This is a genomic window from Serratia grimesii NBRC 13537, assembly GCF_001590905.1.
Taxonomy (GTDB): domain Bacteria; phylum Pseudomonadota; class Gammaproteobacteria; order Enterobacterales; family Enterobacteriaceae; genus Serratia; species Serratia grimesii.
The window spans coordinates 228038-242874 of the sequence record NZ_BCTT01000007.1; the positions used below are offsets into that span (position 1 = coordinate 228038).

Sequence of the window (14837 nt, forward strand, 5' to 3'; positions counted from 1 at the left end):
AATTAATAAAACTGTTCCAGCACGTCCAGTGCATCCGCCAGCTTCTTCACGCCGAACACCTGCATGTTGGCCGGTGGTTTTTTCGGCACGTTGGCGTGCGGCACGATAGCCCGTTTGAAACCATGCTTGGCCGCCTCAGAAATACGTTCCTGCCCACTCGGTACCGGACGAATTTCTCCCGCCAGACCGACCTCCCCAAACACCACCAGATCGTTCGGCAGTGGGCGATCTCGCAGACTGGATACCAGCGACATCAGCAACGCCAAATCGGCACTGGTTTCACTGACTTTCACCCCGCCGACCACGTTAACAAAGACGTCTTGATCGGACATCTGCAAACCACCGTGCCGATGCAAAACGGCCAGCAAGATAGCCAAGCGGTTTTGCTCCAGGCCAACCGCAACCCGGCGAGGGTTGGACATCATTGAATGATCGACCAACGCCTGAATCTCGACCAACAGCGGTCGTGTTCCCTCCCACACCACCATAACCGAACTGCCGGAGGTAACTTCATCACCACGGCTCAGGAAGATGGCCGACGGGTTGCTGACCTCACGCAGGCCTTGCTCAGTCATGGCGAAAACGCCCAGTTCATTCACCGCACCGAAGCGGTTTTTGTGGCTGCGCAAGGTACGAAAACGCGAATCGGCATCGCCGTCCAGCAACACAGAGCAGTCGATACAGTGTTCTAATACTTTCGGACCGGCCAGAGAACCGTCTTTAGTCACGTGACCCACCATCACAATCGCCACACCACGTGTTTTGGCAAAGCGTGTCAGGTAGGCTGCGGTTTCACGCACCTGTGCCACACTGCCCGGCGAAGACTGAATATCCGCCATGTGCATCACCTGGATGGAGTCGATCACCATCAGCTTTGGCTGCTCCTGCTCGGCGATCAGGCAGATCTGTTCGATACTGGTTTCCGACAGCATATTCAGACCGCCGGTCGGCAAACCAAGACGGTGAGCGCGCATCGCGACCTGTTGTAAGGATTCCTCACCGGTAACGTACAAGGTCTTCATTTGTTCGGACAGCTTGCACAATACCTGTAACAGCAGCGTACTCTTGCCAGCACCGGGATTACCGCCAATCAGGATCGCACTGCCCGGCACCACTCCCCCACCCAACACGCGGTCAAACTCAAGAAAACCGGTGGAGAAACGCGGCAACTCTTCCAGACTGATATCCGACAGCTTTTGCACTTTGCTGATGCCGGCATCGCCGGCATAACCGCTGAGACGTTCATTGCGAGAAGAAGAAGACACGGCAGCCAGACGCACTTCTGTAATGCTGTTCCAGGCGTGGCAAGCGCTGCATTGCCCCTGCCAGCGCGGATAATCTGCCCCGCACTCATTACATACAAACGCCCGTTTTGCTGCTTTTGCCACGTATTACCTCTGTTTTTACCACATTGCCGCTGTCTGGCATTATCGCCGGATCAGGGTCAATTTTAGCGAACTTCGTGTTTCAGGCTGCCGGTCAGTACACACAGCACACCCATCAGATCAGCATGGCGAATCGACACCAGCGCCTTCTCATACACTTTCGGTTTGGCGTGATAGGCGATACCTAACCCGGCAGCCTGAATCATTTTCAAATCGTTGGCACCGTCGCCGATGGCTACGGTCTGCTGTATTGGGATGCCCAGCTTTTCCGCCAGCGAAATCAGCGTATCCGCTTTAAGCTGCGCGTCGACTATCGGCCCCAGAACTTCACCGGTCAGCTTGCCGTCCCGGATTTCCAGTTCATTGGCCGCCACCGCCACTAATTTCAGTGTGTCGCGCAGGTACTCGGCATAATAAGTGAAACCGCCAGAAGCAATTGCCACATGCCAGTCCATTGCCTGTAATTTACGCACCAGGCTGATCAATCCCGGCATCAACGGCAACTCATCGCGCACCTGTTTGAGAATATTAGCGTCGGCACCTTTCAGCGTGCCTACACGCTGGCGCAGGCTGGCGGTAAAATCCAGTTCACCCCGCATCGCACGCTCGGTGACTTCCGACACCTGCTCGCCCACGCCGGCCAGTTTGGCGATTTCGTCAATGCATTCAATCTCAATCGCGGTCGAATCCATATCCATCACCAGCAACCCTGGGGTGCGCAGATGGGGGATCTTACCGAGCGGTGCCACATCCAGTCCGCTCTCTGCCGCCAGCAGCTTGGCGCGTGCGGTCAAAGTACCGGCCAGACGCACCACCTGATAGTCCTCGACGCACCAGGCGGTCACGATCACCATCGCCGCACCCAGCTTACGCTGGAAGTCGGTGATGCGCGTTTTGTTCAGTTCTCTGCCATATAATAGCCAACCGGTATGACCCGCCCGATAATCCAGCGGCATCACTTCGTCACCGCTCAGCGAAAGGGGAAGACCCGGCCATTGAGAGATCTCTGCCGGGAGATCGCAATAGGTCAGACTATTCGACATCCTTAACTCCTGAAAAAACACTGCATGATAAAACGACGCATCAAGCTATCCTATCGCCATTGCTTCTGGCAACATAAAGTGTCCAAGATGCCCAAGGAACCTGCATGGCTCGCGCTAAACTAAAATTCCGCCTGCACCGCACTGCTATTATCCTGATTTGTCTGGCTTTACTGGTTTTATTGATGCAGGGCGCGTCCTATTTTAGCCTGAGTCACCAGTTGGCGCGATCCGAACAGGTGGAAGAACTGGCACAAACGCTGACCAAACAGGTCGCGTCAAGTCTCGCCCCCCTGATGGATGACGACAACGATGTCGACAATCAACGCATCGATGCCATCCTCAAACAACTCACCGATCATAGCCGTATTCTGGACGCCAGCGTCTATCAGCTTGACGGCACATTGATTTCCCACGCCGGTGAACAAATAAGTATACGCGATCGTCTGTCGCTTGACGGTAAACGCGCCGGTAGTTACTTCAACCACCAACTGGTTGAATCCATCCAGAGCAAAGACGGTCCGATTGGCTTTATCCGCATCACGCTGGATACCCACGTGCTGGCAACTGAATCCAAACAGGTCGACAACACCACCAACCTGCTACGTCTGATGATCCTGCTGGCGTTGGCGATCGGCATTATTTTGGCCCGAACCCTGCTGCAACACCGTCGTAGCCGCTGGCAACAGTCACCCTATCTCCTGACCGCCAATACACCATTGGATGAGGGTAACACGGTGGAAAATGACGATGACGAACAACCGATAGAGAAAAAAGAAGAAGAGAAAAAACACTGAAGGCCGCATGCAGATGCGTGAATTGAATAACGTGAAGCTCAGTCAATAGAACCGCATTGGGGCGCAGCATGCTGCTGCGCCCGCAAGGTATTATGCTTTGTCACCCAGCAGTACAGATTCCAGCGCGATAACGATCATTTCGTTAAAGGTGGTCTGACGTTCTGCCGCAGTGGTCGCTTCATGACGCAGAATGTGGTCTGAAACGGTACAAATGGTCAGTGCTTTACAACCAAACTCTTCGTACATCTCCGCAGCCACACCGTAGATGCCGGCGGCTTCCATTTCCACACCCAGGATGCCGTACTTCTTCATCACCTGGAACATGTCTGGATCTGGCGTGTAGAACAAATCAGCAGAGAAGATGTTACCCACGCGCGCTGGGATACCCTGCGCTGCCGCTGCATCCACCGCGTTACGCACCATGTCAAAGTCGGCAATTGCCGCGTAGTCATGGTCTTTGAAACGCATACGGTTCACTTTGGAATCGGTGCAAGCACCCATACCGATCACTACGTCACGCAGTTTGACATCGTCACGTACTGCGCCGCAGGAACCCACACGGATGATTTTCTTCACGCCGAACTCGGCAATCAGTTCACGCGCATAAATGGAGCAAGATGGGATCCCCATACCGTGGCCCATTACAGAGATTTTGCGACCTTTGTAAGTCCCGGTGAAACCCAGCATGCCACGCACGTTGTTCACTTCCACCGCGCCTTCCAGGAAAGTTTCCGCGATGTATTTTGCACGCAGCGGATCGCCCGGCATCAGTACTACGTCAGCGAAATCACCCATTTCAGCATTAATATGCGGCGTAGCCATAATTGTCTTCCTTTAGAAATCGTATTTAAGTATTTAATAAAAACGCCAAACATCTAAGCCATTGGATTTCGAGTTGCAGCTAGGCAGCTAGCGAGTGAATCCCCAGGAGCTTACTTGAGTAAGTGACTGGGGTTTGCTCGTGAAGCTAACAACGCTGCACCTTGAAAGGCGTGGCTTAGAACATCGATTTGCCGTAATCCATCGGCGACACGCCAAAATAGCTGGCAACCGTCTGGCCGATGTCGGCGAAAGTTTCACGGTGGCCCAGCGAGCCTGGTTTTACTTTCGGGCCGTAAACCAACACCGGGATGTGTTCGCGGGTGTGGTCGGTGCCCGGCCAGGTTGGGTCACAGCCGTGGTCAGCGGTGAAGATAATGATGTCTTCATCTTTAACCAGTTTCAGCAGCTCCGGCAGGCGGCGGTCGAACAGCTCCAGTGCGGCGGCATAGCCGGCAACGTCACGGCGGTGACCGTAAGAAGAGTCAAAATCAACGAAGTTGGTGAACACGATGGTGTTATCGCCGGCTTTTTCCATTTCGATCAGGGTGGCGTCGAACAGCGCGTCGATACCGGTCGCCTTGACCTTTTTGGTGATGCCCACGTTAGCGTAGATATCGGCGATTTTACCGATAGACACCACTTCGCCGCCCTTCTCGTCCACCAGCTTTTTCAGCACGGTAGGCGCCGGTGGCTCTACTGCCAGGTCATGGCGGTTACCGGTACGCTGGAAGTTGCCTGGCTTGTCGCCCAGGAACGGACGCGCGATCACGCGGCCAATGTTATAACCGCCTTCGGTCAGTTCTTCACGGGCGATTTCACACAGCTCATACAGACGGTCCAGGCCGAAGGTCTCTTCGTGACAGGCGATCTGGAAGACCGAGTCGGCAGAGGTGTAGAAAATCGGCTTGCCGGTTTTCATGTGCTCTTCACCCAGTTGGTCGAGGATCACGGTGCCGGATGAGTGGCAGTTGCCGAGGTAACCCGGCAAATTGGCACGCTCAACCAGTTTATCCAGCAGTTCCTGCGGGAAGCTGTTGTGCTCATCGCTGAAATAGCCCCAGTCGAACAACACCGGCACGCCGGCAATTTCCCAGTGACCTGACGGCGTATCTTTACCGGAAGAAAGCTCGCTGGCGTGAGCATAGGCGCCAATGATGTCTGCATTGCGATCCAGCCCCTGCGGGAAAGTACCGGTGGACTCTTCCGCCGCTTTGCCCAGGCCCAGACGGCTCAGGTTAGGCAACGTCAACGGGCCCTGACGGCCAACGTTAGCTTCACCGCGCGCGCAAACCTCGGCAATATGCCCCAGCGTATCGGAACCCTGATCGCCAAATTTAGCCGCATCTTCGCTTGCGCCAATACCGAATGAGTCTAATACCATAATAAATGTGCGTTTCATCATGCTCTCCTGCGTGTTCTCACGCTGTGGGTGACAGCGAAAACGCCGCTGCCACTCCTGATTCGTTAATTATTCGGTGATACGCTTATAAACTACTGGCGTCACTTCCGGCGCTTTGTCACTCAGCACCATCGCATTGCGTACCGCTTCGGCCGCCTGCTGCCAGCTTTCTTCGTCGTTAGCGTGGATCACCGCCAGCGGCTGCTGGGTATCGACTTTATCGCCCAGACGCGCCATGCCGGTCAGGCCAACGCTGTAATCAATACTGTCGGTCGCACGACGACGACCACCGCCCAGTGACACGACTGCCATGCCCAGCGCGCGGGTATCCATCGCGCTGATAATGCCCTGTTTCTCGGCATAAACGGGTTTGCTCAGGGTTGCTGCAGGCAGATAGCTGTCGTAACGCTCAACGAAATCAGTTGGGCCTTGTTGCGCAGCCACCATACGACCAAACACTTCCGCCGCCTTACCATTGTCCAATACCGCCTGGAGTTTGGCACGCGCATCGGCGTCGTCTGTCGCCAGCCCACCGGAAAGCAACATTTCCACGCACAACGCCATGGTCACTTCCAGCAAGCGCGGGTTACGGTATTCGCCAGTAAGGAAACGTACCGCTTCACGCACTTCCACAGCATTACCTGCGCTCGAAGCCAGTACCTGGTTCATGTCAGTCAGCAGCGCGGTAGTTTTGCAGCCCGCACCGTTGGCCACGCCCACAATCGCCTGTGCCAAATCAGCCGACAATGCGTAGGTTGGCATAAAGGCACCGGAACCGACCTTAACGTCCATCACCAACGCATCCAGGCCTTCTGCCAGCTTTTTCGCCAGAATCGAGGCGGTGATCAGCGGAATAGAATCCACGGTCGCGGTGATATCACGGGTCGCGTAGAAACGCTTGTCCGCCGGTGCCAGCGAGCTGGTTTGGCCGATAATCGCTACACCTACGTCCTGAATAATCTTACGGAAGGCATTGTCGTCCGGGAAAATATTAAAACCCGGGATCGCTTCCAGCTTGTCCAGCGTCCCACCGGTATGACCCAAACCACGGCCGGAAATCATCGGCACATAACCACCACATGCGGCCACCATTGGGCCCAGCATCAGTGAAGTCACATCGCCCACACCGCCCGTGGAATGCTTGTCGACCAAGGGTCCATTCAGCGACAGGCTTTTCCAGTCCAGCACGGTGCCAGAATCACGCATTGCCATGGTGAGCGCTACGCGCTCCGGCATGGTCATATCGTGGAAATAAATGGTCATTGCCAGTGCGGCGATCTGACCTTCGGAAACCACATTGTCACGAATGCCATTGATGAAAAAGCGGATTTCCGCTTCGCTCAACGGCTGGCCGTCACGTTTCTTACGAATAATTTCTTGTGCCAGGAACAAGGCATCCCCCTGTTTTAGCGAATGTAGGGTGCAGGCAGGCGCCGTATCGCGCCTTACCGACGTAATCGATCAGTAACCGCTGCCGGACGTCTCGGCACTATGGCCCAGCGTCGTCAGCAGGCTGGCTAACAAGCTGGAAGCCCCGAAGCGGAAATGACGCGCATCGGCCCAGCCTTCACCCAGAATACGATCGGCAAGTTGCAGATAATGCAGTGCATCTTCCGCCGTACGTACACCACCGGCAGGCTTAAAGCCTACAGTTTTGGCGACATTCATATCGCGGATCACCGACATCATCAGCTCAGCGCTTTCCAGCGTCGCGTTGACGGGCACTTTACCGGTAGAGGTTTTGATAAAGTCAGCACCGGCCTTGATGGCAATCTCCGACGCTTTGCGAATCAGGTTTGCCTGCTTAAGCTCACCGGTTTCGATGATCACTTTCAACAGGACGTTAGCCGCCTGACAGACCTGTTTGCACTGTTTTACCAGTTCAAATCCCACCTGCTCATTCCCGGCGATCAACGCGCGATAGGGGAATACCACGTCCACTTCATCAGCACCGTAGGCGATAGCCGCACGGGTTTCCGCCAACGCGATATCGATATCGTCGTTGCCATGCGGGAAGTTGGTCACGGTCGCGATACGGATGTCCGGCGTCCCTTGTTCACGCAGCGTCTTACGCGCCACAGGGATAAAACGCGGGTAAATACAGATGGCTGCCGTATGGCCAGCTGGGCTGTTCGCCTGACGACACAGCGCGATCACTTTCTCGTCGGTGTCATCATCGTTCAGCGTGGTTAAATCCATTAAGGTCAGCGCACGTTGCGCTGCTGCGGTTAATTCGGTCATAAAACTCTCCAACTGAGAACCTGGGTGTTGGCGAGCGGACTTGGTTCCTTGAAGATAGCGCTGGGGAACAGGGTTCCCACGGCGGCAACTGAGATCCTTCTCACCGCACATAACCCTTCGCTTCGCGCAGGGTCAGTAATAGCTATTTGAACACGATCGCCCGGGGCAATTCGCGTTCACAGTCACACTATATGAAATAACACTGTAACAGGCTGGAATTATATGTGAAGAGCATCACAAAATAACGCGATATCGTTCACAAATTCGCTAAAGAAACGGACAAATACAACGGGCACAGCATTCCTGTGCCCGTCTTAGAGTATAGGCGGAGTCCTGCAATAGGGCATGCGCACTATGGCAGGACAGCCCAGGGTTTACAGCGCCAGGAAGAACCCGGCAATAGTCGCGCTCATCAGGTTGGAGAGCGTCCCCGCCGCCACGGCTTTCAGACCGAAGCGTGCGATGTCATGACGACGGTTCGGTGCCATGCTGCCCAGACCACCGAGCAGGATCGCTACCGATGACAAGTTGGCAAAACCGCACAGGGCAAAGGAGATAATCGCCTTGGTATGCGTTGAGAGCACTTGCAGCCCGTCTGCCGCCACCACATCGTCCGGACGCAGGTAAGCGCCGAAGTTCATATAGGCAACAAATTCATTCACGATAATTTTCTGACCGATAAACGAACCGGCTGTCATCGCTTCATGCCATGGTACACCGATCAGGAAGGCGATCGGTGAGAACACCCAACCCAGTATCAGTTCCAGCGACAGTTGCGGATAGTCGAACCAACCGCCAATACCGCCAAGAATGCCGTTCAACAACGCAATCAATGCGATAAACGCCAACAACATCGCACCGACGTTCAGCGCCAGCTGCATGCCCGAAGCCGCACCGGAAGCCGCTGCATCGATCACGTTAGCCGGGCGGTCTTCTTCTGCGATCAACTTCGTCGCATCGTCTTTGTCGTGGGTTTTTTCGGTTTCCGGCACCATCAGCTTGGCAAACAGCAGGCCACCCGGTGCGGCCATGAATGAAGCAGCAATCAAGTATTCCAGTGGTACACCCATCTGGGCATAGCCCGCCAGCACCGAACCGGCGACGGAAGCCAGGCCACCACACATTACGGTGAACAACTCAGACTGGGTCATGGTAGCGATATACGGGCGCACCACCAGCGGAGCTTCGGTCTGGCCAACGAAGATGTTGGCGGTTGCAGACAGCGATTCGGTACGTGAAGTGCCCAGCAATTTTTGCACTCCGCCGCCCAGCACGCGGATCACCAGTTGCATGATGCCGAGGTAGTAAAGCACCGCAATCAGCGAGGAGAAGAACACGATCACCGGCAGGACGCGCAGCGCAAAAACGAAGCCGCCGCCGCCAAAGACTTCAAACATCTTGTCGGAAACCAGACCGCCGAAGATAAATGAGATCCCCTGATTACCATAGGCAATCACGTTAGCCACGCCAGCCGACATGCCGCCAAGAATGGCACGGCCTACCGGGACATACAGCACCAGCGCGCCGATGGCGACCTGAAGAACGAATGCCCAGCCAACGGTGCGAAACTTAATCGCACGGCGGTTGCTGGAGAGCAGCACGGCGATGGCGATCAGCACCGCCATGCCGACCAGGCTCATGATGAGTTGCATGCAAAGTATCCCTGTTGCGAAAGAAGAAATGCATCCCTGTCCGGTTATACCGCGAGGGTTGCTTATGAGTGATTTCGGGGTGCGATTATACGGAGCGAGACGATACCCGCACCGATTTATGTCACAAATGTATACAACAGGAAGCAAATGAAAATCTTATAACGTGACGTGCATCACATTTATGATGGGTTTACACCTCAGAGCGTAAACAGGGCGTGAGTGTTGTGTTGCAGATGAGCCGCAATATCGTCGGGAGATTCAGAACGTAGTTGGCATAACACCTTAAAGACCTCAGCAGCACGCTCAGGACGGTTGGGTTGGCCTTGATAACCGGCTAGCGGCATATCTGGCGCATCAGTTTCCAACAACAACGCTGTCAGTGGCAGTTGGGCCATGACGTTGCGGGTTTTCTGCGCCCGCTCATAACTGATGGTGCCCCCAACGCCAATGTAATACCCCAGACGAATAAACGCCTGCGCTTGCGACAAGCTGCCAGCAAAGCCATGCACCACGCCACGACGCGGTACTGGAGTGCGGCGTAGCATCGCAGCCAACTGATCATGGCTACGGCGAGAATGCAGAATCACCGGCAAATCGTATTGTTTAGCCAGCGCCAATTGGGCCGTCAGTACACGCTGCTGTCGTTCAAACTGTGGGTTTTCCATATACAGATCGAGGCCAATTTCCCCCACGGCCACTAGCTTCGGCGGGCGGCTGGCAAGGAATGCCGCCAACTGCTCGAGTTCAGACTCTTGGTGTTGAGCGATATACAACGGGTGTAGACCCAGAGCGGCAAACAGCGGTGGATATTCTCGTGCCAGCTTCAGTACCCGCGCAAAGCGATCGGCGGTCACCGTCGGCACAATGATCCGTTGCACGCCTGCCTGTTCGGCCAGCGCCAGGCTTTCTTGCTCATGACCACTGAACGGCGGGAAATCGAAATGACAGTGGGTGTCGGTGAAGTCGTACATCACAGCAGGCCACCCTCACCCGGTGGCACTTCGCCCGGCAAAATAATGTCCATTGCCGCCAGCTTGGCTTCTGACGGGTTGGCAAGCTCACGCGGGTGGCTGACATCAGTAATAATCGGTGAAGGCATAATGACATTTTCCGGTTGGATCAAACGACGCGACAGCGCCTTTTTCACCTTCATCCCGTCCAGTTTGTCCTGCTCTACCAACCAGTGACCCACGGTCGCCAGGAAGTAACGCCCGCACTTGCGGCCCAAGTGATAGTCCTGATTAAGCGACGTCACACGGCTACCCAAGGCATTACTGGCCAACGGTTTCGGTGGGAAAATCTCAAAGATGCGCAGCTTGCCGGGCGGTTTCTCAATAAACTGCTGAATACGGTGATAGCTTTGCTCATGGTGTTGCAGGATGCGCACCATCTGTTGCAGGCTACTTTCACTCAGCCAATGCTCCATACGCTTCATCCACTGCGGCGTGTAATACATCTGTGATGGCACGGTGCGGATCACCACAATAGTATCTGCGCCACGGCGATAGGCTTCTTCAACCGGGATCGCGTCACTGATGCCACCATCCTGATAGCTAACGCCGTCCAGCTCCACACCCATACGGTAAAAACCGGGGATAGCGCTGGATGCTTTGATGGCCGGCAGCCAGCTTTCGCGCTGCGCCGGCAGGTAGGTCGGCTCGAAGTCATCACTGCGGCAGGCACACATCAGGAATTCACGGCCATCAATCAGGCTTTTTTCCGCAACATCCATCGCCAGCGGCAGTTGTTGCGTAGTGGTATCGAGTAACCAGTCAAGATCGATCAGATGCCCGCCGCGCACAAAGCGCAATGGGTTAAAGAATTCAGCGGAAGTGGTGTAGCGGGTGATCACCCGCCGCGCGTAGCCCATCTGGCCACAAATAAAAGCCGAGAGGTTTTGTGCGCCGGCAGAAGTGCCGATCATCAGATCAAAAGGATTAAAGCGGGCACGCTGAAACTCGTCCAGCACGCCGGCGGTAAAAATGCCGCGCTGCCCGCCTCCTTCACATACCAGCGCCATTTTACCGGGCCGGTAAGGTTTATACGCCAGCGGTTCTATATTGCCGAGCGTGATGGGTATTCTGTATCCCAACCCTGCATCCTCAGTGAGACGTTTTACCCGAGGATACCTCGTCTTGCTCTCTTCCGTAATCCTCTTGCAGTACACCAGAGAGGCAGTCATTGCTTCCCATCAGCCAGATGCAGTCATTGTCGGACCACTCCGCCAATGCCTGACACACCCGGCCCTTCAACTGTTTCCAGCGTCCGAGGATGATGTCGCTATTCATGACTGACCTCCCTGCGGTGAGAAAAGGAATTAAGCTTTGTTACACTTTGAGAGAAAAGCTAAGGACGTCGGCGGCCGGTAAACAGGCTGACCAGGAACAGAATGATGCCCACGACGAAGACGATTTTTGCAGCCCAAGCGGCGGTACCTGCCAAGGTCCCGAAACCTAACGCAGCAGCAATCAGTGCGATAACTAAAAAGATAATGCCCCAACGAAACATAAGCTTCTCCTTACCATAGTGAAAAAACACATCGCAACCTGTGCCCTTCTCAGGCTTTCCCAGGTTGCAGGTCAGTTTCTTTTTTTGATGGTGCATCCTGAGTTAACCTCGCGGTCAACCCAGGATTTGGTGCTTGTTGTTACGTGTTCTAAAATTTATGGTTTAACAACCAGGTCGTTCTTGACGCTTTTCACGCCGTCGATAGCTTTGGCGATGCTCTCTGCACGCTCAGACTGCGCCTGGGTTTTTACTTCACCGGAAAGCTGCACCACACCGTCGGTGGTTTCCACTTTCACATTACGTGAAGGCACGATGTCATCGGCCAGCAGCTTAGCTTTCAGTTCGCTGGTGGTCGCAGTATCACCGGCATACGCTTTCATGGACTGCTTGCTTTCATCTTTCACGTGCAGCTTGTCGCTGACGGATTTAACGCCTTCAACCTTACCGGCCACTTCTACCGCGTGCTCGGCCTGCGCCTGGCTACCGACAAACCCGCTCAGGGTTACGGTACCTTTCTCGGTTTTCACCGAAATATCCGTACTTGTGATGGCTTTGTCATCGACCAGCGCACTTTTAACTTTAGCCGTTGTTGCGCTGTCATCCATGTAGCCGTCGACTTTTTTCATGGAGCTATCGATTTTAGCACCCGCGCTATCAGCGGCACTTGACGCTTTATTGAGCATTGTATCTTCAGCCAGCGCGCTGCCACTAACCAGAACGGAACCCAAAACAACAGCCATCAGTGATTGTGCAAATTTAGTATTTTTCATCGATCTCTTCCTTTGGTTGTGAATCCAAAATGGTGACGGATTCTTCAGCCGCCATAACGCGGCCCACTCAGTAAATACTTCACGATTTCTATACGATCAGACATTCACGTAAAACGATTGTTGCCACACCAGGACCATTGCAACGGCTGTGCCAATTTTAAAATTAACTTAAAAATCAATAACAAAACAAAATAAGCTTACTTTTCAAACTAAAAACTGTCGCCTATTGACGACAACATCAGTCAGTAAAATCGATGTTATAGCTATGTTATTGATATTTATGACATCACACTGTCTCTAATTGGCAACAGTACCGAATAACTCGCTGCGGTTATGAACAAATACAGTGAATTACGCTTACCCGGCTGGCAGTGCCCTGTTAAATATAGACCATATGGCAAAAAAAGCAGGTGGGCCCGAGAAAATACTGATGGTGATGAGAAAGAGAAAACTGATGAGAGGGATTTACTAATTAGCAGGCTGTGGTGGGGATTCAATAACAGTAGGGCGCCCTAAGGCGCCCTACTGTTCTGTTAGTGCTCGCGCGTTTTGCGGAACACCACTTCAGGATAACGTTCCTGTGTGATGTTCAGGTTCACCATGGTTGGTGCGATGTAAGACAGGTTGTCTCCGCCGTCCAATGCCAGGTTGAGCTCACACTTACGTTTAAATTCTTCAAACTTCTTCACGTCGCTGCATTCAACCCAGCGCGCGGTCGATACGTTGACCGACTCGTACAAGGCTTCCACGTTGTATTCGCTTTTCAGACGCGCAACCACCACGTCGAACTGCAGCACACCGACCGCACCAACAATCAAATCGTTGTTGGCAATCGGACGGAAGACCTGTACCGCCCCTTCTTCGGACAGCTGAACCAGGCCTTTCAGCAATTGTTTTTGCTTCAGTGGATCACGCAGGCGAATGCGACGGAACAGTTCCGGTGCGAAGTTCGGAATACCAGTGAACTTCATATCTTCACCCTGGGTGAAGGTATCACCAATCTGAATCGTGCCGTGGTTATGCAGACCAATGATATCGCCCGGATAAGCTTCCTCCACATGCGAACGGTCGCCCGCCATGAAGGTCAATGCATCGGAGATCACCACGTCTTTACCAGTACGCACCTGACGCAGTTTCATGCCTTTTTCATAACGGCCGGAGACTACACGCATAAAGGCAACGCGGTCACGGTGTTTAGGATCCATGTTGGCCTGAATCTTAAAGACAAAACCGGTGAACTTCTCTTCCGCCGCGACCACTTCACGGGTGCTGCTTTGACGTGGCATAGGTGCTGGGGCCCAAGCCACCAGACCGTCAAGCATATGGTCCACACCGAAGTTACCCAGTGCGGTACCGAAGAATACCGGCGTCAAATCACCGCTCAGGAAAGCGTCGTGATCAAACTCGTGAGATGCCCCCTGCACCAGCTCCAGCTCTTCACGCAACTGCGCAGCCAGATCTTCACCGACGGCAGCGTCCAGCTCCGGGTTATCCAACCCTTTGACAATACGCACTTCCTGGATGGTGTGACCTTTACCGGTCTGATAGAGGTAGGTTTCATCCTTGTAAAGATGATAAACCCCTTTAAACAGTTTGCCGCAGCCGATAGGCCAGGTGATCGGTGAACAGGCGATTTTCAGCTCACGCTCAACTTCGTCCATCACTTCCATTGGATCGCGGATATCACGGTCCAGTTTGTTCATAAAGGTCAGGATCGGTGTATCGCGCAGACGGGTAACTTCCATCAGTTTACGGGTACGATCCTCAACCCCTTTCGCCGCGTCGATCACCATCAAACAGCAGTCAACAGCGGTCAGGGTACGGTACGTATCTTCGGAGAAGTCTTCGTGCCCTGGGGTATCCAGCAGGTTAACCAGGCATTCGCGATACGGGAACTGCATCACCGAAGTAGTAATGGAGATACCACGTTGTTTTTCCATCTCCATCCAGTCGGATTTGGCATGCTGGTTTGAGCCGCGGCCTTTTACCGTACCAGCGGTCTGGATAGCCTGTCCGAATAACAACACCTTTTCGGTAATGGTTGTTTTACCGGCATCGGGGTGCGAGATGATGGCGAAAGTTCTTCTTTTCGAGACTTCGCGGGCAAATTCACTAGGAGACATGTTTTTCAGATTCTACAGTTAGTCCGCCCTGCGAAAGCACATCAGAACACGCCGATCGTGGCGCCAGGCAAAGCGGTAAATAAAAGATAATAGCCGGGTA

Annotated in this window: 14 protein-coding genes; 1 reads left to right on the plus strand and 13 read right to left on the minus strand. The window is 54.0% G+C overall.

What is annotated here, in order from left to right; translation table 11 throughout:
* Positions 1–2: 2 nt before the first annotated feature.
* Together radA and serB are read right to left on the minus strand one after the other, a co-directional pair.
* Complete coding sequence (gene radA, locus SGR01S_RS10385) at positions 3–1388, minus strand: DNA repair protein RadA (RefSeq protein WP_020825123.1); 1386 nt, start codon at positions 1386–1388, stop codon at positions 3–5.
* Positions 1389–1450: 62 nt separating this feature from the next.
* Complete coding sequence (gene serB / locus SGR01S_RS10390) at positions 1451–2428, minus strand: phosphoserine phosphatase (protein ID WP_061807398.1); 978 nt, start codon at positions 2426–2428, stop codon at positions 1451–1453.
* Positions 2429–2532: 104 nt separating this feature from the next.
* On the opposite strand from serB, the gene SGR01S_RS10395 reads away from it, so the two are divergent.
* Positions 2533–3222, plus strand: a complete 690-nt coding sequence (locus SGR01S_RS10395; protein ID WP_061807399.1) for a YtjB family periplasmic protein — start codon at positions 2533–2535, stop codon at positions 3220–3222.
* 90 nt (positions 3223–3312) lie between these two features.
* Here SGR01S_RS10395 and deoD read toward each other — a convergent pair whose 3' ends face one another.
* The 11 genes from deoD to prfC form a co-directional block, all read right to left on the minus strand.
* Positions 3313–4044, minus strand: coding sequence for a purine-nucleoside phosphorylase (gene deoD, locus SGR01S_RS10400; protein ID WP_061807400.1), 732 nt, complete (start codon positions 4042–4044; stop codon positions 3313–3315).
* A gap of 175 nt (positions 4045–4219) precedes the next feature.
* A complete protein-coding gene (gene deoB / locus SGR01S_RS10405; protein WP_012005115.1) occupies positions 4220–5443 on the minus strand; it encodes a phosphopentomutase in 1224 nt (407 codons plus the stop codon).
* A 69-nt stretch (positions 5444–5512) separates the two neighbouring features.
* The gene (deoA, locus tag SGR01S_RS10410) at positions 5513–6835 is read right to left on the minus strand and encodes a thymidine phosphorylase (protein WP_061807401.1); all 1323 of its coding nucleotides are present in this window, start codon (positions 6833–6835) and stop codon (positions 5513–5515) included.
* Between the two features lie 69 nt (positions 6836–6904).
* Positions 6905–7684: a deoxyribose-phosphate aldolase gene (gene deoC / locus SGR01S_RS10415; RefSeq protein WP_037424129.1), complete on the minus strand. Its 780-nt coding sequence runs from the start codon at positions 7682–7684 to the stop codon at positions 6905–6907.
* A gap of 374 nt (positions 7685–8058) precedes the next feature.
* Complete coding sequence (locus tag SGR01S_RS10420; protein WP_037424132.1) at positions 8059–9336, minus strand: NupC/NupG family nucleoside CNT transporter; 1278 nt, start codon at positions 9334–9336, stop codon at positions 8059–8061.
* Between the two features lie 197 nt (positions 9337–9533).
* Positions 9534–10310: a TatD family hydrolase gene (locus SGR01S_RS10425; protein WP_073963431.1), complete on the minus strand. Its 777-nt coding sequence runs from the start codon at positions 10308–10310 to the stop codon at positions 9534–9536.
* Positions 10307–11428, minus strand: coding sequence for a patatin-like phospholipase family protein (locus SGR01S_RS10430; RefSeq protein ID WP_037424137.1), 1122 nt, complete (start codon positions 11426–11428; stop codon positions 10307–10309). The genes SGR01S_RS10425 and SGR01S_RS10430 overlap by 4 nt, the downstream gene beginning before the upstream one ends.
* A gap of 10 nt (positions 11429–11438) precedes the next feature.
* The gene (locus SGR01S_RS10435; protein ID WP_037424142.1) at positions 11439–11624 is read right to left on the minus strand and encodes a CsbD family protein; all 186 of its coding nucleotides are present in this window, start codon (positions 11622–11624) and stop codon (positions 11439–11441) included.
* A gap of 58 nt (positions 11625–11682) precedes the next feature.
* Positions 11683–11844, minus strand: coding sequence for a DUF1328 domain-containing protein (locus SGR01S_RS23715; RefSeq protein ID WP_004955572.1), 162 nt, complete (start codon positions 11842–11844; stop codon positions 11683–11685).
* Between the two features lie 155 nt (positions 11845–11999).
* Entirely contained in the window at positions 12000–12614 is a 615-nt protein-coding gene (osmY, locus tag SGR01S_RS10440) for a molecular chaperone OsmY (RefSeq protein WP_061807403.1), read from the minus strand.
* 533 nt (positions 12615–13147) lie between these two features.
* Positions 13148–14737 carry a peptide chain release factor 3 gene (prfC, locus tag SGR01S_RS10445; RefSeq protein WP_037424147.1) on the minus strand — a complete coding sequence of 530 codons (1590 nt, stop codon included), beginning with the start codon at positions 14735–14737 and terminating at the stop codon, positions 13148–13150.
* Between the last annotated feature and the right edge of the window lie 100 nt (positions 14738–14837).

What these genes read in the sequence shown, in the direction of transcription:
- SGR01S_RS10420 (WP_037424132.1), bottom strand. Translation starts at nt 9,336, where the DNA reads ATGCAACTCATCATGAGCCTGGTCGGCATGGCGGTGCTGATCGCCATC.
- serB (WP_061807398.1), bottom strand. Translation starts at nt 2,428, where the DNA reads ATGTCGAATAGTCTGACCTATTGCGATCTCCCGGCAGAGATCTCTCAA.
- osmY (WP_061807403.1), bottom strand. Translation starts at nt 12,614, where the DNA reads ATGAAAAATACTAAATTTGCACAATCACTGATGGCTGTTGTTTTGGGT.
- deoB (WP_012005115.1), bottom strand. Translation starts at nt 5,443, where the DNA reads ATGAAACGCACATTTATTATGGTATTAGACTCATTCGGTATTGGCGCA.
- SGR01S_RS23715 (WP_004955572.1), bottom strand. Translation starts at nt 11,844, where the DNA reads ATGTTTCGTTGGGGCATTATCTTTTTAGTTATCGCACTGATTGCTGCT.
- deoC (WP_037424129.1), bottom strand. Translation starts at nt 7,684, where the DNA reads ATGACCGAATTAACCGCAGCAGCGCAACGTGCGCTGACCTTAATGGAT.
- deoD (WP_061807400.1), bottom strand. Translation starts at nt 4,044, where the DNA reads ATGGCTACGCCGCATATTAATGCTGAAATGGGTGATTTCGCTGACGTA.
- SGR01S_RS10435 (WP_037424142.1), bottom strand. Translation starts at nt 11,624, where the DNA reads ATGAATAGCGACATCATCCTCGGACGCTGGAAACAGTTGAAGGGCCGG.
- prfC (WP_037424147.1), bottom strand. Translation starts at nt 14,737, where the DNA reads ATGTCTCCTAGTGAATTTGCCCGCGAAGTCTCGAAAAGAAGAACTTTC.
- SGR01S_RS10395 (WP_061807399.1), top strand. Translation starts at nt 2,533, where the DNA reads ATGGCTCGCGCTAAACTAAAATTCCGCCTGCACCGCACTGCTATTATC.